Source organism: Faecalicatena contorta (assembly GCF_021531895.1).
GTDB lineage: Bacteria > Bacillota > Clostridia > Lachnospirales > Lachnospiraceae > JAFBIX01.
The window spans coordinates 81,483-99,647 of record NZ_JAFBIX010000006.1; the positions used below are offsets into that span (position 1 = coordinate 81,483).

At 41.9% G+C, this 18,165-nt stretch carries 16 protein-coding genes; 14 read left to right on the top strand and 2 right to left on the bottom strand.

All coding sequences use genetic code 11. From position 1 onward, the window contains the following. Nucleotides 1-7: 7 nt before the first annotated feature. The 10 genes from JQM81_RS03215 to JQM81_RS03260 all read left to right on the top strand — a co-directional run bounded on the left by JQM81_RS03215 (nt 8) and on the right by JQM81_RS03260 (nt 10,026). Nucleotides 8-958 carry an ABC transporter permease gene (locus tag JQM81_RS03215; protein ID WP_235232090.1) on the top strand — a complete coding sequence of 317 codons (951 nt, stop codon included), beginning with the start codon at nt 8-10 and terminating at the stop codon, nt 956-958. A 5-nt stretch (nt 959-963) separates the two neighbouring features. Beyond that, the gene (locus JQM81_RS03220) at nt 964-1,902 is read left to right on the top strand and encodes a carbohydrate kinase family protein (protein WP_235232091.1); all 939 of its coding nucleotides are present in this window, start codon (nt 964-966) and stop codon (nt 1,900-1,902) included. Between the two features lie 38 nt (nt 1,903-1,940). Continuing rightward, on the top strand, nt 1,941-3,041 hold the full coding sequence (locus tag JQM81_RS03225; protein ID WP_235232092.1) for a substrate-binding domain-containing protein: 1,101 nt from the start codon (nt 1,941-1,943) through the stop codon (nt 3,039-3,041). An 85-nt stretch (nt 3,042-3,126) separates the two neighbouring features. Next, a complete protein-coding gene (locus JQM81_RS03230) occupies nt 3,127-4,170 on the top strand; it encodes an ADP-ribosylglycohydrolase family protein (protein ID WP_235232093.1) in 1,044 nt (347 codons plus the stop codon). Continuing rightward, nucleotides 4,167-5,207: an ADP-ribosylglycohydrolase family protein gene (locus tag JQM81_RS03235; RefSeq protein ID WP_235232094.1), complete on the top strand. Its 1,041-nt coding sequence runs from the start codon at nt 4,167-4,169 to the stop codon at nt 5,205-5,207. Before JQM81_RS03230 ends, JQM81_RS03235 begins: the two co-directional genes overlap by 4 nt. Before the next feature lie 19 nt (nt 5,208-5,226). Beyond that, nucleotides 5,227-5,991: a pseudouridine-5'-phosphate glycosidase gene (locus JQM81_RS03240; protein WP_235232095.1), complete on the top strand. Its 765-nt coding sequence runs from the start codon at nt 5,227-5,229 to the stop codon at nt 5,989-5,991. 420 nt (nt 5,992-6,411) lie between these two features. Continuing rightward, nucleotides 6,412-7,806, top strand: coding sequence for an MATE family efflux transporter (locus tag JQM81_RS03245; RefSeq protein WP_235232096.1), 1,395 nt, complete (start codon nt 6,412-6,414; stop codon nt 7,804-7,806). Then, nucleotides 7,806-8,759 (top strand): ornithine cyclodeaminase family protein, encoded by a 954-nt coding sequence (locus tag JQM81_RS03250; protein ID WP_235232097.1) that lies wholly within the window; start codon nt 7,806-7,808, stop codon nt 8,757-8,759. The genes JQM81_RS03245 and JQM81_RS03250 overlap by 1 nt, the downstream gene beginning before the upstream one ends. 2 nt (nt 8,760-8,761) lie before the next feature. Continuing rightward, the gene (locus JQM81_RS03255; RefSeq protein ID WP_235232098.1) at nt 8,762-9,136 is read left to right on the top strand and encodes a RidA family protein; all 375 of its coding nucleotides are present in this window, start codon (nt 8,762-8,764) and stop codon (nt 9,134-9,136) included. A gap of 56 nt (nt 9,137-9,192) precedes the next feature. Further along, a complete protein-coding gene (locus JQM81_RS03260; RefSeq protein ID WP_235232099.1) occupies nt 9,193-10,026 on the top strand; it encodes an Mrp/NBP35 family ATP-binding protein in 834 nt (277 codons plus the stop codon). Between the two features lie 96 nt (nt 10,027-10,122). Here JQM81_RS03260 and glgB read toward each other — a convergent pair whose 3' ends face one another. Further along, nucleotides 10,123-11,913, bottom strand: coding sequence for a 1,4-alpha-glucan branching protein GlgB (gene glgB, locus JQM81_RS03265; protein ID WP_235232100.1), 1,791 nt, complete (start codon nt 11,911-11,913; stop codon nt 10,123-10,125). A gap of 176 nt (nt 11,914-12,089) precedes the next feature. On the opposite strand from glgB, the gene JQM81_RS03270 reads away from it, so the two are divergent. The 4 genes from JQM81_RS03270 (at nt 12,090) to JQM81_RS03285 (ending at nt 17,233) form a co-directional block, all read left to right on the top strand. Beyond that, the gene (locus JQM81_RS03270; protein ID WP_235232101.1) at nt 12,090-12,632 is read left to right on the top strand and encodes a TetR/AcrR family transcriptional regulator; all 543 of its coding nucleotides are present in this window, start codon (nt 12,090-12,092) and stop codon (nt 12,630-12,632) included. Between the two features lie 107 nt (nt 12,633-12,739). Continuing rightward, nucleotides 12,740-14,083 (top strand): putative DNA modification/repair radical SAM protein, encoded by a 1,344-nt coding sequence (locus JQM81_RS03275; RefSeq protein WP_235232102.1) that lies wholly within the window; start codon nt 12,740-12,742, stop codon nt 14,081-14,083. Then, complete coding sequence (locus tag JQM81_RS03280) at nt 14,058-14,822, top strand: TIGR03915 family putative DNA repair protein (RefSeq protein WP_235232115.1); 765 nt, start codon at nt 14,058-14,060, stop codon at nt 14,820-14,822. The genes JQM81_RS03275 and JQM81_RS03280 overlap by 26 nt, the downstream gene beginning before the upstream one ends. 47 nt (nt 14,823-14,869) lie before the next feature. Then, nucleotides 14,870-17,233 (top strand): ATP-dependent DNA helicase, encoded by a 2,364-nt coding sequence (locus tag JQM81_RS03285; protein ID WP_235232103.1) that lies wholly within the window; start codon nt 14,870-14,872, stop codon nt 17,231-17,233. Between the two features lie 34 nt (nt 17,234-17,267). Here the strand turns inward: JQM81_RS03285 and JQM81_RS03290 are convergent, their stop codons facing one another. Then, nucleotides 17,268-18,140 (bottom strand): LysR family transcriptional regulator, encoded by an 873-nt coding sequence (locus JQM81_RS03290; protein ID WP_235232104.1) that lies wholly within the window; start codon nt 18,138-18,140, stop codon nt 17,268-17,270. Between the last annotated feature and the right edge of the window lie 25 nt (nt 18,141-18,165).

Sequence of the window (18,165 nt, forward strand, 5' to 3'; positions counted from 1 at the left end):
GATAGACGTGAAGAAAAAAAGATTACAGGATTGTTCATATACTCTCATTTTGCTGGGAGTTTTGGTATTAGTGGTAGGAGTACTTGCATTAGCTTCCCCGTATTTTTTCACCTGGAAGAACTGTAGAAATATTTTGAATCAGTCAGCGATATATCTTGTACTTTCTGTTGGCATGACCTTAGTTATTTCTGCTGGACAGATCGATCTGTCTGTAGGTGCAATCATAGGGTTTGCCGGGATGAGTATGGGGATGTTGATTAAAGCTGGAATGTCAGCACCGCTGGCTATTTTTTTCGGACTTTTGATTTCTTTTTTGATCGGGATGCTCAATGGAATGTTGATTGCATATGGAAAGATTAATTCTTTTATTGTAACACTTAGTACGATGACGATTATGCGAGGAATCATATTGATTCTGACAAACTCTAATTCGATTTTTGGTTTTGGAAAAGTATTTACTTTTATCGGCAGCGGGAAGATTGGTCCAGTTAATATGCCGATTGTAATTTCTTTGATTATTGCTGCTTTTGGGGCAATGCTCCTTCATAAAACACGTTTTGGAAATTATTGTCTGTTCATTGGTTCAAACGAGATCGCACTAAATCGTTCAGGTGTTAATGTAAAAAGGTATAAAGTAATGATTTTTTCTTTGTGTGGTCTTTGTGCTGGAATTGCAGGGTTGATCGTGACTTCAAGATTGAATTCTGCCGAGCCTCTGGCAGGACAAGGATATGAAATGGATGCTATTGCAGCAACAATTCTAGGCGGAACAAGTATGCAAGGTGGTAAGGGCAGCGTGACCGGAACAATTATAGCATGCTTTATTCTGAATATTATGAAGAATGGTCTTACACTTCTGTCAATTTCCTCACATTATCAGGAGATCCTGACAGGATTGATATTGTTGATTTCAGTTTTGATATCAGAAAGTCGTCAAAGAAAGAAAAGTGAGGTATAAAAAGTATGAAATTATTATCATTGGGTGCGATTGCAATGGATATTGTCATCAATAGCCATGAACTTCCGAAAGATGACGGATTTGCATTGATTCAGCATGAAGAAATGCTCCCGGGAGGAAGTGCTTCTAATGTGTCTGTATCTGCTGCACATCTTGGAATGGAAGTTTATCAGACAGGAAAAATAGGGGATGATAATGTCGGAGAGAAATTTATTCGTACTCTTGTAGCTGATGGTGTGGATAAGCGGTATATTGTTACAAAGGAAAATGGAACTACGCTTCATACTTACATTCTGACGGCGCCGGGAGGAAAGCATTGTATTTTTGCAAATAAAGGTGACAGTGTATGGACACTTGTGCCAGAAGAATTGCCGGAGAATATTATGGATGATATGGATGTGTTTTATAATGATATGTTTTCTCCGAAGGCGGCAATCTGGCTTGCGAAAAAGGCAAAAGAGCAGGGAAAACCAGTACTCTATAATATGCAGTGTGTGCCTTCATTTATGGAAATGTGCGGTACGTCACAGAGAGATATTGATGAGATGATGGGGATTTGTAATGTTTTTGTCAGTGGAAGAGATGGTTATTTTGAACTGACGGGAGAAAAGGATTATCGTAAAGCGATGAAGATTGTGCAGGAAAAGTACCATGTACAGGAGGGAGTCATCTGTACGGCTGGTGGAGAAGGTGCTGTATGGTATGATGGAAATGAGTATGAAGCGTCTGCATATAAGATAGATCCGGTAGATACAACAGGAGCCGGGGATTGCTTTTTGGGAGGTCTTCTCTATGCTTATTTTTCAGAGAAAATGGACAAGAAATCAGCACTTGAATTTTCCAATGCATCCGCAGCAGTGAAATGTCTGCAGGCAGGGCCCAGAAGCCGAGCGGATGTAAAAACTATTTTAGAATTTAAAGATTCTCAATGTAAGAATCTTTAAATATAGTATCTATATTATTTCATAAGGAGGAGATATTTATGAAAAAAAAGATTCTCAGCATACTGCTTTGTACAGCAATGGTTGCAACTATGGCAGTAGGATGCGGTTCATCTTCTGAGGAGGAAAGTACAGAAGATACTGCGACAGAAGAAACTACAGAAGAAGAGGACAAAGCTGACGATGCTTCAGAGGCAGAAACAGAGTTTACAAAGGCTTTGGCACAGGTTGATGAAGATCTTGCACCGCTGCCGGAGAAAGACACAGGTAAGAAACTGGCAGCAATTGAAAGTACATTATCTAACTCTTTCTGGACAGTTATGCAGGAAGGTTATGAAGAAACAGCAGAAGAATTTGGTGTAACGATTGATGTGCAAGCTACAGATTCTGATACAGATACAGCCGGACAGTTAGATATCCTGAATAATATGCTTGTAAAAGATTATGAAGCAATTGCAGTTTCTCCATTAACTGAAGATTGTTTGATTTCTGGTATTGTTGCAGCAAATCAGGAGGATGTGAAGATTATTACAACAGGAAATCAGGTAAATGAAGATGCTCTCGAAGAAGCTGGAGGAAAACTTGACGCTAAAATTACGGTAGATTTTTATAATCAGGGTGTTATGGGAGCACAGTATATTATTGATAAGACTGGTGGAGAAGGTAAAGTTGCAGTCATCGCTGGTAACGAAGGTGGAACCCAGGCAGATGCACGCCGAGACGGTGCAAAAGATACTTTTGAAGATGCAGGAATGGATGTTGTTGCAGTGGAGCAGTGCGATTTTGATGCTCAGAAAGCTTACGATGCAACGACAGCAATCATTGAAGCAAATCCTGATATTGTAGGTATCGCTTGTGCAAATGATGATATGGCACTTGGTGTAGTTCGTGCATTGGAAGAAAAAGATATGAAAGATAAAGTTACAGTTGTTGGTGTTGACTTTACAGAAGAAGCTAAGGCAGCAATCGAGGAAGGTACATATGATGCAACAGTTGCAATGTCTCCATATCTGATGGGAAGAGAAGGCGTTATTATTATGCTGAAAGCATTAGAGGGACAGGATGTATCTGAAGTAGGAGACAGTACACCAATGGTACTTGTTGATTCTACAAATGTAGACCAGATGTCAGACTGGCATTAATTAAGAACCTGTGTTATAGTAATTATTGGTAAAAGAGGGAGATGTATCTGACATCTCCCTTTTTTGCAAGAATGGAGGTTGTAAAATGTATAATCGAATATTGGGAGGACTGATTGGTGCAGGTGCCGGGGATGCGATGGGAGCGGCTACTGAGGCGAGAACGACTGAACAGATACTTGAGTATTTTGGACATGAAGTTACAGATTTTGAGACACCGCCGATGGATACATTTGGAGCTGGGAATGTCCCGGGACAATTGACGGATGATTTCAGTTCGGCCTATTTTGTGGCAAGACATATTGCAGATCATGATGGTATTGTAACAGAAAAGATTGTACAAGAGGCAATGATTGAATGGTCTGAACATAAAGAGTTTTTTGACCGTTTTGCAGGTCCTACCACAAGACTTGCAATTCGGAAGTATAAAGGAGAAAAGATTGAAAAACCAAAGGGCGTTCAGCTTGTGACAAGACAAGCAACTAATGGAGCGGCTATGAAGATATCGCCAATAGGTCTGATAAATGCTGGAAATGTGGAGGGAGCTATTCGTGATGCTGTAACAGTTACAATGGTGACTCATGATAATTACCTCGCAATATCCGGCGGATGTGCGGTGGCAGCAGCAGTCAGCCGTGCAGTGATGCCAGATGCAGATGTATATAATATCCTTCAGGCAGGGCTTTATGGCGCAAAGGAAGGGGAATATATAGGACGGGAGATTGCAAGGGATGTTGCAGGTCCTTCTGTAGTCAAAAGAATGGAGATGGCGATTGATATAGGATTAGGCAGAGGAACTCCTGAAGAAAAGATGATTGAGCTTGGGCACCGGATAGGAGCCGGACTTCATGTGGCGGAAGCAATTCCGTGTGCATTTGGATTCTTTGCAGCGAATCAGGGAGATGCCTTGGGAAGTATTATTGGTGCAGTAAATGTCGGATATGATACGGATACGATTGCAACAATGGCAGGAGCAATGGCAGGAGCATTTCAGGGAGCAGATAAATATCCGAAACATTTTCTTCCTGTTCTGGAAGAGGTCAATCATTTGGAAATTACAAAACTTGCAGAAGACATTACAAGGATTGTAGATAAAAAAGGTTACAGATTGGGAAGGAGGAGAACTAGATGAATCAGAAAATACTGGGAAGTATTCTTGGGGCAGCAGTAGGAGATGCTATGGGAGCAGCCACAGAGACAAAGTCAGCCAGACAGATTCAGAAGATTTTCGGAGGACGTGTGGAAGAATTTAAAACTCCTCCAGAAGATGTCCTGGCCAGGGGAAGAAAGGCAGGGCAGGTGACAGATGCTTTCAGTATCCCTTATATTCTGACGGAACATCTAATTGATGAAAAAGGACAAGCTTCAAAAAAATTAGGAGAAGAGGCCCTGATAGAATGGGGTAAAACAGAATATTTTGAGCCATTTGCTGGAATGACAACAAGAAATGTAGTGAATCGTCTGAATCAAAATGATAAAATGGATATGTGGTCTTATATCGGACATCTTGGCAATAAGTTGTATAAAGGTCATTATTATGCACTTTCTTCTAATGGTGCAGCAAGTAAAGCATATCCGGAAGGGCTTTTTAGCAATGGAGACATAGAAAAAGCAATTTGTGATACAGTAGAGATTACGATGTCTTCACATGATGACCCTTATAGTATATCCGGAGCATGTGCTATAGCAGCGGCGGTCAGCAAGGCAACGAAAGAAAATACATCAGTATATGAGATTATTAAGGCGGCTCATTATGGAAGTATAAAAGGTGAAGAACTTGCAAGGAAAAGAGATGATATCTGGACTTATCCAGGGCCGTCAGTCACTAAGAGAATCGAGATGGCAGTTCAGATTGTCATGCACTGCGGAAGTAATCCAAATGTGATTCAGGATCTGGGAGAAAGAATTGGCAGTGGCCCGGCGATTGCTGAAACAGTTCCAACTGCACTTGGAATCTTTATAGCAAATCAGGGAAAAACGATGCCAAGTATTTACGATGCTGTAAATATCGGAGATGAGACTTGTGCGGTCGCATGCATTGTAGGTGCGGTCGCAGGTGCATATAATGGTGCAGACAGTATTACAGAAGGTTATCTGGATATTATTGAAGAAAAAAATCGGATGAATCTAAAGCGTCAGGCACAGGAAATTGAAAAACTATGGAAATAAAGATATATGAGGATGCATTATGAGTGAATATCTGATAGAGTCAGCACTTCTGACCCATGGATTGAAGAGTATTACAAATGAGATGCTTCTTAGTGTCTGGAAAAAGAGAGAAAAAAGAATTGTATGGATGGAATCAGGAAAGATTCAGACGGGGGAAATACAGGAATACTGCACATTTCGGGAAAAATCGCAGTATTATGCAAGAATTAATTACCAGAATTTTCAACATTTCCAAAGGGAAAAGAAATCGGGGATATTGACGGCATCTGGAACCATGAAGGCGTGTGAGATTCTGGGGATTCCGCTGGCGGTAACCTGTGGGATGGGCGGATTAATGCAAGGACAGCATAAAGAAGACTGTCATGATATTTTGGCGTTAGCAGAAAGTACAGTATCTCTTGTGGCAGTGTCTCCGAAAGATATGTTTGACCTGAAAGTTACATTAGATGGTATCAAATCAGAAGGAATTCAGATTCTTGGATATGATACAGATGTCTGTAGTGGATATATGTTCCGAAATAATGCGATTCCGCTTTCCAGAATCTGGAAGAAGGAACCATTATATCCGAAGACACTTTACCTGAGAGAAATTCCAGATGAGAAGCGTATAAAAAATCATCAGATTTTAGAAAAGGCATGCGCTTATGGAATAGAAAGAGAAAAAGAAGGTCATTATTATCATCCGGCTGTTAATGCAAAAATAGACGAATTGACCAATGGAAAATCATCAAAAATACAGTTGGAGGCATTGATTAAAAATATAGAATGGGCAGAAAAGCTATAATGAAAGACATCTAGAATTACAAAAGTAGTTCTGGATGTCTTTTTTGATAAATTTTACTCCCAGTTCGATGGCTGAACCGGATATTTTTCGCATTGTCTTGCTGCACGCATATAAGCATCGATATTTTCAAGAGGAGCTTTGACCGGAATATCACATCCGGGAGCGATGGTGAACCACGTGGGTTATCCCAACATTTAGCGAAACAATCTTTGACTGCCCGTTCGATGGAAGCCGGTAGTTAACGCTAAGGCCATCCTGTCCAAAACGTCTGTAACTTTCCATCAGCCAGTGTACGCGGAATTTAACTTCTGTAAAGGCTTCATCATATCGATAGAATATTTTTAAAATTCCTATATTTCTTTTGTGTCTTATGTTACAATCTTTACTGGATGTATCAAATGAGAAGAGGATAGAGAGGTTATGACACAACAGGATTCGGCAAATCTGAATATTAACTGGCGAGTTTTTTATCGAAATGTATTTGCACTGGTAGTACCGATGGCACTTCAGAATCTGATTAATGTTGGTGTTACGGCGATTGATGTTGTTATGCTTGGAAAGGTCGGAGAGACGGCTCTTTCAGGTTCTTCGCTGGCAGGACAGATTCAGTTTATTATGATGCTTCTGTTTTTCGGGATTACTTCGGGAGCTACCGTGCTGACTGCGCAGTATTGGGGAAAGAAAGATACCAGAACCATTGAGAAGATATTGGGAATGGGGCTGTCTGTTTCTCTTGTGGTAGCTGCTGTATTTACCATTGCGGCGCTTCTGATTCCAGAGACACTTATGCGGATATATAGTTCAGATGTTGAAGTGATTACAGAAGGTGCAAGATATCTTCGTATTGTTGGACTTTCTTATCTATGTATTGCTGTGACTCAGGTGTACTTGAATATTATGCGAAGCATTGAGAGAGTGTTGATTGCTACTTTTGTGTATTTTATGTCGCTGGTTGTAAATGTGGTTGTAAATGCATTGCTGATTTTTGGTCTGTGTGGTTTCCCAAAGCTTGGGATTGTAGGTGCAGCCATTGGTACTTTGTGCGCAAGAATCACAGAGACCGTGATTGTTCTTGTCTATGCCAGAACAAGGAACCGTGATGTCCGTATCCGTCTGTATGATATGTTTCACATTGATAGAGTATTGCTGAGAGATTACATGGTGTATGCTATGCCGGTTGTGTTAAATGAACTGATGTGGGGTCTGGGAAGCTCTGCCAATACAGCCGTCATTGGACATATGGGCAGTGCTGCGGTGGCGGCTAATTCCGTGGCACAGGTAGCAAGGCAGCTGGCTACGGTTGTTGTGTTTGGAATCTCGAATGCCACGGCAATCTACCTTGGCAAGACGATCGGAGAGAGACAGATCTTACATGCAAGGGCATATGCAAAACGGTTCGTTGGATTAAGCCTTCTGTTAGGGACGATCGGCGGAGGAATTATTCTTCTGGCAGCACCTGTTGCGGGAGCGAATCTTGAACTGACAGAGCAGGCAAAGCAGTATATGAACTTTATGTTTTTTGTCATGTCCTATTTTACAATTGCGCAGTCAGTCAATACGACGATGGTCGTTGGAGTCTTCCGTTCCGGCGGAGATACTCGTTTCGGGCTTATTATGGATGTATCAACTATGTGGGGATGTTCCATCCTGATTGGTGCGGTGGCCGCCTTTGTATTGCATGCAAGTGTGCAGGTTGTATATGTGATACTGATGAGTGATGAGTTGATTAAGATTCCAATCTGTGTATACAGATACCGAACTTATAAGTGGTTAAACAATGTAACAAGAGAAAAAGAAGAGTTGGGAGGAGATTAATGATGATTGTTTTAGGAAAAGAAGAGATTGAGAAAATGGTTGACCTGAATCAGATGATGGATCAGATTGAAGAGGCATACCGCATATTTGGTACAGGAGAATATTATATGCCTCCGCGTCCGACCGTTGAACATGATAATAAGACTTTGATGTACATGCCATGTTATACCAGTGAGATTATCGGAACGAAGATCTTAAGCATTTTCCCAGAAAATGCAAAGCTTGGTCTTCCGTCTATTGATGGTGTTGTGCTGTTAAACGACCAGAAGACAGGTGCTCCGGTTGCATTGATGGATGGGCAATGTGTGACTGCATATCGGACAGGAGCAGTAGGCGGGGTGGCAATCCGCCATCTTTCCAGAAAAGACTGTCATACTGTAGGAATTGTGGGAGCCGGAGTGCAGGGATTTCATCTGGCATTATATGCATGTGCTGCAAGGGATATTCATACCGTATATGTATATAATCACAGTACCCGGGATCTGAGTGAATACATTTCCAGAATGAAAAAATCTATTGATAAGCCAGATGTAAAGGTAGTACAATGTAAGACGATAGAAGAACTGGTGACGAACAGTGAGATTATCTGTACAGCAACGCCTTCCAAGAAGCCGGTACTTCCAGATGACAGCAAGATGTTAGAGGGAAAATGCATCGTTGCCATTGGTTCTTACACGCCTCAGATGCGTGAGATACCGAACGCAATCTGGGAGCTTGTAGATCATGTATACATTGAACTCCCGTATGCATGTGAGGAAAGCGGGGACTTGAGTCAGCCTCTGGCAGACGGAATCCTGAAAGAGGAGCAGACCATTCTTATGGATCAGTTTCTGGCATCAGGAGCAGATGAAGAGGAGATCACCAAAAAGACAACTTACTTTAAGTCAGTAGGTATGGGACTTTTTGATGTGTGCATTGCACAAAAACTATTAGAACAGGCAAAGGAGAGGTAATTATGAAAGCAGTAGCAACAGAAAAAGCACCAAAAGCATTGGGACCATATTCACAGGGATATGTACATGGAGGAATTTTTTATTCAGCAGGACAGATTCCAATCAATCCAGCGACAGATACCATTGAGGCTTTAACAATCGAAGAACAGACAGAACAGGTATGTAAGAACCTGGGCGCTGTTCTGGAAGCTGCAGGAACTTCTTATGACAAAGTTCTTAAGACAACTTGCTTCCTTGCAGATATGGCGGATTTTGCAGCATTTAATGAAGTATATGCAAAGTATTTTACATCCAAACCAGCAAGAAGCTGTGTGGCAGTTAAGACATTGCCAAAGAATGTAAAATGTGAAGTAGAGCTGATTGCAGTTGTTGAATAATACATTTTATGCACAGTGTTTTTCAGATGAACTTAGTAACCAGGAGGTAATGAATTATGGCAGAAGAACAACAGAATGGCTGCTCACCATCTGACTGCGCCGGATGTGCGCATGCAGGTTCCTGCAGCAGCAAACCACAGGATTTTAGAGAACCGGCGAATCCATTTTCACAGGTGAAAAAAGTGATTGCGGTTGTCAGTGGCAAGGGCGGAGTAGGGAAATCTATGGTAACCGCATCTTTGGCAAGAATGATGCGTGAGCAGGGATTCTCCGTTGGAATATTAGACGCAGATATCACAGGACCATCCATTCCAAAGATGTATGGAGTACATGAGAATGCTAAGGGCAGTGATGCCGGTATGTTCCCATGTGAGGCAAAAGATGGTACGAAGATTATGTCCGTCAACCTGCTTCTGGAAAATGAATCTGATCCGGTCATCTGGAGAGGACCGGTTATTGCAGGAGTGGTAACACAGTTCTGGACGGATGTGATGTGGGGAGAATTGGATTATCTTTTCGTTGATATGCCACCGGGAACCGGTGATGTACCGTTGACTGTATTCCAGTCTCTTCCGGTGGATGGAGTTGTGATCGTCACATCACCGCAGGATCTAGTACAGATGATCGTAAAGAAAGCTTACAACATGGCAAAACAGATGAACATTCCGGTACTGGGAATCGTTGAAAACTACAGTTATCTGGTATGTCCGGACTGTGGCAAGAAGATCAATGTATTCGGTGAGAGTCACATTGATGCAATTGCAGAAGAACTGGGAATCCCAGTATTAGGGAAGATGCCGATCGATGCAGCACTTGCGGAAGCTGTGGAGAGTGAGAAATTCTACGAGATCAGCAATGAATATCTTGCGGCAGCAGTAAATAAGATATAGGTTGGCTGTGGCGGAGAATTCGAGGAAGAAGGCGATTTGTGAAGGTAAGCGTAGCGTCGGAACAAACTGCCTCCTCCCTCAAATTCGATCCAATCACTAGATTCCCATCTGCAGATAAATCGCTGAATAAGGCTCCAGATCCAAGATCACTTTTCCATTTTGCAATGGAATATTCATGGTCGTATATTTTTTCGTTCCGGCATATTGTTCCATGTCACTGGCAATCAGAATGGTCAGCTTTTTGGTATCTTTTACTTCGAATTCGTATTTTTCCTGCAACTGGTCTGAGAAGTTGAAGACGGCCAGAATACGTTCCTGGCTGGCTCTTCGTTCGAGGGCATAGATACAACGTTCTTCTTGATGGCAGTCGATCCATTGGAATCCATCCGCAGTATAATCTTTTTGTGAAAGAGCTGGATGTGTCTGATAGATTAGGTTCAGATCTTTCATAAAGTGATGGAATGCATCGTGCAGCGGATATTCCAGGATATCCCAGTCTTGCTCTCGTTTTTCATCCCATTCTCGCAGCTGTCCCAGTTCATTTCCCATAAAATTCAGTTTTTTTCCTGGATGTGCATACATATACATGTAAAATGCTCTTGCCTGTGGGAATTTCATATCGTAATCTCCACTCATTTTCTGCAGAATCGTTGCTTTGCCGTGCACAACCTCATCGTGGGAGAGCGGAAGAAGGAAGGTGTCGTTATAATAATACATCATGGAAAAGGTCAGTTTGTGGTAATCACGGCTTCGATATTCTGGTGCGGTTCGGAAGTAATCCAGGGTATCGTTCATCCATCCCATATCCCATTTGTAATCAAATCCAAGGCCACCTTCGCTGACTGGTTTTGTGACATTAGGAAATGAGGTGGAATCTTCAGCAGACAGAATGGCAGTGGGGTGCATCGTTTTTAATCCGCGGTTCATTTCACGGATGAATTCTACGGCATTATGATTCACACCCCTTGCAGGTTCTCCCTGCCAGTAGATGATTCTGCTGATGGCATCCATACGGATTCCGTCCATGTGATACTCTGTAAGCCAGTAATTGGCGGCGGATTGCAAGAAGCAGCGTACTTCTCCGCGTGAATGCATGAAGTTGCAGCTTCCCCATTCACTGACTCCTACGTCCTGATGAGGGTATTCGTATAAAGCAGTTCCGTCATAATTGGCCAGAGCATATCCATCTACAGCAAAATGAACCGGAACGAAATCTAAGATGACACCGATGTCATTCTGGTGACAAGTATCGACAAATTTCATCAGATTTTCTGCAGTACCATAACGAGAAGTGGGACTGAAAAATCCTGTGTTCTGGTATCCCCAGGACTCATCACAGGGATGTTCGCTCAATGGCATGATTTCTACATAATTGTAGCCATATTCTTTCAGGTAAGGGATGAGAATATCAGCCATTTCCGTATAGGTATACCAGTCATCAGCTTTATCGGATGGCTTTTTAAAAGATCCGAAATGAATTTCATAGATATTTAGAGGTCGCTCTTTGCAATCTGTCCGGTTTCGCATCCATGCATCATCCTGAAAAGCATAAGAAGACAGATCACGGATATATGAAGCAGAATTCGGGCGAAGTTCCATGCCATAGCCGTAAGGATCACAGTGGTCTACATAGGATTGATCCTGCCTATAAATCCGGTATTTATACATCATTCCAGGATGTGCATTCTGTACATAACATTCCCAGAAGTTTCCGTCGTGGACCCGGTTCATTTCCCATTCCTGCCAGCCATTGAATTCTCCAATCAGAGTAATGCGCAAAGCGCCGGGGGCAAATGTACGAAACGTAACCCCCTGTTCTTCTACGTGTGCGCCGAGATAGCGATATGCGTCAAATATTTTCCCAGTATAAAAGCCAAAAAAATCCATAATGTTTCCTCCAATTTTATAAAATAATAGACAGTAGTTGCTTTTTTCGTCTATAATGATTATACAAATCTGATATCGGGCTATCCACCAACAATGTAGACAGATGGATGGATAAGCAACGGATTGCAAAATTTGTCGGGAAATATCAAGAATAGAATGTTTGGAGGAAGCAATATATGGATCTGCGGATTGAAAAGACAGAAAGAGGAATCAAGAATGCATTTATAGAACTGCGTTCCAGAAAACCATTGGAAAAGATTACAGTCAGAGAGTTGTGTGAACTGGCTTGCATTAATAAATCGACGTTTTATTCTCATTATAAAGATATTTATGATCTGTCAGACTGTATGGAAGCGGAAGTAGTCATGTCGATTACGAACAGCATCTCCCATCCTGAGTATATTATGGAGAATCCGGCAGAATTTACCAAGGAGCTGTTTACGGCATATCTGTCACAGAATTCTCTGACTATGATTCTGTTTTCCGGAAAACAGAGGAACCATTTTGCAGATAGGATTGAGACGAGTATTAAGGAAATGATATTTGAAAAATACCCGGAATACAGGGATGATGCAGTGAAAAATATTATCTTAAGTTGCTGTATTCAGGGTGGTTATCATGCATATCAGCGGAATCGGGAGGGGAATATCCATACCCTGATTTCGGTTATCAGTGATATTACGGAGATGCTGCAGCCAATGTACAGTAACCAATACTAGAATGATCTTCCTTCTTGGAACTTATTGACAAAAAGAACATATGTTTGTATAATTGGAAATACAAACATATGTTCTTTTGCGTTCTGTGAAAAGGGAAGGGGGGTTTTATGAGGATTCAGGAATCTATGACGGTCTATGATAAATTGAATATCTTAACGGATGCGGCGAAATATGATGTTGCCTGCACTTCCAGCGGAACTTCGCGCAATAATGATGGAACAGGAATAGGAAGCTGTGAACAGTCGGGAATCTGTCACAGCTTTTCGGCAGATGGAAGATGCATTTCTCTTTTAAAGATTTTATTTACCAACGAGTGTATCTATGACTGCAAGTATTGTGTGAATCGAAGAAGCAATGATGTGGTGCGGACGGCTTTTACACCGGAAGAAGTCTGTACTCTTACGATGGAATTTTACCGAAGAAATTATATTGAAGGACTGTTCTTAAGTTCCGGGATATTGAAGAGTCCGGATCATACAATGGAATTGCTTTATGCTATATTGTATAAACTGCGAAAGGAATGTCATTTTCAGGGATATATTCACGTGAAAGCAATTCCCGGAGCGAATCCAGAACTGATCCAGAGAGTTGGATTTCTGGCAGACAGAATGAGTGTGAATCTGGAACTTCCTACGGCAGAGAGTCTGAAGATTCTGGCACCGCATAAGACAAGAAAAAATATTCTGACACCGATGCGTCTGGTACAGAATCGCATGGATGAGAATAAGCAGGAGATTCAGTTGTATCGGAATGCGCCGCGTTTTGTCCCGGCAGGGCAGAGTACGCAGATGATCATAGGAGCAACTCCGGAGACTGATTATCAGATTATGCAGGTGGCAGAGTCGTTATATCAGAAGTTTGGATTAAAAAGAGTATTTTATTCGGCATTCGTGCATGTGAATGAGGATGCTGCCTTGCCGGCAAGGACGGATGACGGACCGCCTCTTTTAAGAGAACACCGTCTTTATCAGGCAGACTGGCTGCTTCGTTACTATCATTTTCAGGCAGAGGAACTTTTGTCGGAAGAGAATCCGAATTTTAATGTGTTATTTGATCCGAAGTGTAACTGGGCATTGCAGCATCTGGATCAGTTTCCGGTAGAGATTAACCGGGTAGAATATAAGATGCTGCTTCGGGTGCCGGGAATTGGATATAAGTCTGCATCCCGGATTATGAAAGCGAGAAAGTTTGGTACGCTGGATTTCCCAGATCTTAAGAAGATGGGTGTTGTGTTGAAGCGTGCATTGTATTTTATCACATGCAGTGGGAAGATGCTGTATCCGACGAAGATGGATGTGGATTATATTACCAGGAATCTTCTGGATGCAGGAGAAAAACTGCCAAAGGAGATAACGAATATGGGATATCAACAATTGTCTCTTTTTGATGATGTGAGATTTAGGGAGAATGTATATGGAAGCAATGATAAAAACAATCTATGTGTGCAGTGATACGGTCACGGGGATTTTTTCGGGGATATATGATGCGTGGAAGAGTCGGAAAGGGGAAGATGAATGTGGGATTGCATTAAGAGGATTCCTGGAACCTCGTTTATTCTGTGATTATGTTGAGGTGGAGGAGACGGAGCATAAGGCGATTGCGGTGGAAGCACTGATTAAGAAGCATTTGGGACAGAATGCTTACTGGGATATCTACCATGCTGTGCTGTCAGCGGATAGAGAAAAGGCAGATGCTGTACTTGGAACGATGCTGGCAGCACGGCGGCTGCCTGACAGTACAAGAATTATGGAATATCTCAGCCACCCCAAGGTAGAGAAGGTATTTGAACTTAGCAGAAACGTAGGCGGAGAAGCACATTCACTCAAAGGCTTCCTGAGATTTCAGGAACTTGCAAATGGCGTGTTATATGCAGGGATTACACCAAAATCACAGGTTCTTACCTGCCTTGCCCCCCATTTCGCGGATCGCCTTCCTCTGGAGAACTGGATGATACATGATAAGACACATCATATGTTTGTAGTTCATGAATCGGGGAAAAAATGGATCCTTTTATGGGATGAACAATGTAAGATAGAAGAGAATCTTACGTTTTCTGAAAGAGAAAAAGAATTTGAAAAGCTGTGGAAGGAATTTTGCAAGACAATTTCTATTCCATCCAGGGAGAATCCGAAGTGCCAGAGGCAGCATTTGCCGCTCCGCTTCCGGCCGGATATGGTAGAGTTCCGGTAATATCTATGCTATAATAAGAAAAGTTAGTATAGAGAGAAGAAGAGATTATGAATTTAGAACAGCCGGTCATCCGGATATCCGTGCGTAGTCTTGTGGAGTTTATTATGCGCAGCGGGGATATCGACAATAGAATAGCAGGAGCAGATAAGGACAGTATGCTTTTGGGCGGTAAGATTCACCGGAAGATTCAGCGCCGTATGGGGTCGGATTATCATGCAGAGATTGGATTGAAGTTCGAAGTGCCTTGTAAAGGATTCCTTCTTATGATTGAGGGGCGTGCAGATGGAATCATAGAGACGCCGGAAGGAATTGTGATCGATGAGATCAAAGGAGTGCTGAAAGATCTGAACTTGTTGAAAGAACCTGTCGGAGTCCATCTGGCACAGGCAAGATGTTATGCATATATTTATGCCAGTCAGAAGAAGTTAGAAGAGATTGGCATACAGATGACATATTGTAATATGGAGACGGAAGAGATGAAGCGTTTTCAGAGTGTATATTCATTCCAGGAGTTAGATACATGGTTCTGGGAATTGATCGGGAAGTATGAGAAATGGGCAAGGTATCAGATTCAGTGGAAGGGAAAAAGGAATCAATCTATTAAAGAAATTGAATTTCCATTTACATATCGTGAGGGACAGAAGGATTTGGTCGTATCGGTGTACCGGACTATTCTTCGCAAGAAGAAGCTGTTTATCCAGGCTCCTACGGGAGTGGGCAAGACGATGGCTACTGTATTCCCGGCTGTAAAGGCGATGGGGGAAGGACTGGGCGAAAAACTGTTTTATCTGACTGCGAAGACGATTACTCGAACGGTGGCATGGCAGGCGTTTGACACACTGAAAGAACAGGCGCTTCGCATGAAAGTGATTGTTCTGACAGCGAAGGAAAAGATCTGTTTTTGTGAAGAGACAAACTGTAATCCTGATGCATGTCCATATGCGAAGGGACATTATGACAGAGTAAATGATGCGGTATATGAGTTGATTACGACTTCCGATGAGATGAGCAGGGAGATTCTGGAAGAGCAGGCAAGAAAGTGGCAGGTATGTCCGCATGAGATGAGTCTGGACATAGCAGAGTGGGTAGATGCAGTCATCTGCGATTATAATTATGTGTTTGATCCGAACGCATATCTGAGACGATTCTTCGGTGAAGGGAACAAAGGAGAATATCTTTTCCTCATTGATGAAGCGCATAATCTGGTTGAACGCGGTCGTGAGATGTACAGTGCCCAGATTTATAAAGAAGACATTTTAAAGATAAAAAAACTGGTAAAGGACAGAGATGAAAAACTTGCCCGGAAGCTGAATGACTGCAATAAGCAGCTTCTGGCATTAAGGCGAGAATGTGACGGTTTGCAGGTGTTAGACAGTGTCTCCCATATCTATTTAAAATTAATGGCATTAATGACGGAGATGGAGAGATATCTGGAAGACTGTAAAGAAGAAGAGATTCGACAAGAAGTTTTGAATCTTTATTTTTCTGTACGTACATTTCTCAATATCCATGACCGGTTGGATGAGAATTATCTGATCTATTCAGAATTAGAAGACAGTGGCAGATTTAAGCTTCGGCTGTTCTGCGTCAATCCTGCCAATTGTTTACAGGAGTTTTTGGATAAGGGAAATAGTACCATCTTCTTCTCTGCAACGTTACTTCCGATTCATTATTACAAAAAGCTGTTAAGTACTTCGAAAGAAGATTACGCGATATATGCAGAATCTCCATTTGATCCTGCAAGAAGACAGTTGATTCTTGGTACCGATGTCAGTACAAAATATACCAGACGAGGCGAGGACATGTATCGGCGTTATGCCAGATATCTGATACAGGTTGCAAGAACAAGAATCGGTAATTATATTGCGTTCTTCCCCTCTTATCGATTTATGGAAGAAGTTTATGAAGTGTTTGTTGATCTGTTAAAAGAAGATCAGGAAATCGAATATGTGATGCAGTCTCAGTATATGTCGGAAGAGGCGAGAGAGATCTTTTTGGAAAATTTTGAAGAAGACAGAAAGCACAGCCTGATGGGATTCTGTGTAATGGGCGGTATCTTCTCGGAGGGAATTGATCTGGCAGAAGATAAATTAATCGGCGCGATCATTATTGGTACCGGACTGCCTCAGGTGTGCCGGGAAAGAGAATTGTTGAAGAATTATTTTGATGCACATGGATTGCGAGGCTTTGATTATGCTTATCTTTATCCTGGGATGAATAAGGTGCTTCAGTCAGCAGGAAGAGTCATTCGTACAGATGAAGACAGAGGGGTGATCCTGTTACTGGATGAGCGCTTCCGTGATGGAAGATATCAGGAAACATTTCCAAGAGAATGGAAGGAGTATGCGCTCTGTAATGTGGAAAATGTAGAGGATTACCTGGAGACATTCTGGAAAAAATGGGGAGAATAGCTTTCTGAAATATGGAACTAGACAGAGCAGATCATTAGAAATAATTCAGAAATTCTAACACCGCATTTGATACTGGCATATGTTCATCATATGCGATTGCCAGTTCACGTGCAGGGAGTTCCTCCTGAGTCCTAACAATAAACAGTTCTGTAGATTTATGAGGAATGCAGTAATCCGGTATGAATGCAATTCCCAGGCCAATGCTTGCAAGATCGATGAGAAGATCGTTACTGCTCAGTTCGATTTCAGGAACCAGATCCAGCTGATGTTGCTGAAAAAGTGCATGCAAAAATTCGCTGGTCGTACTTTTCTTATCCAGCATAAGAATCGGATATTCTAATAATTGTTTTAAAGATAGTTTTTTCCCTTTTAATTCTGAAAAAGCATTGTTTGCAATGAATACGTCGTGAAAAGTCCGGATTTTCTTTACGTTAGAGACATTTCTAAGATAGGTATTGGGATAGTTGACGACAATGAGGTCAACCTGGCCGCTTTCCAGTAACTCTACACAGCGAACGGAAGTTGCGTTTGTAACCTTGATATGAGTGCCTGGAAATTCCTTATGGAATCTTTCCAGATAAGGAACCAGAAAATAACGGCAGATTGTGTCACTTGCCCCAATGCGAATCTGTCCTCCGCCTGCATTGGATTCCAGAAGCGAAGCTTCACCGTGTTTGATCAGATTGATGGCAGGCTCCACATGTCTTAAGAGGATTTCGCCTTCCGGTGTTAGACGTACTTGTTTTGTACTGCGGATGAACAGAACCTGATTTAACTTTTTTTCCAGAGATTTGACAGACTGACTGACGGCTGACTGAGATATATATAATTTCTTGGAAGCTTCGGAGAAGCTGAGGGTCGTTGCTACATAATAAAATACTTTATATAATTCATAATTGATATCCATTTATAAGTCCTCCTGATAAAGCTAA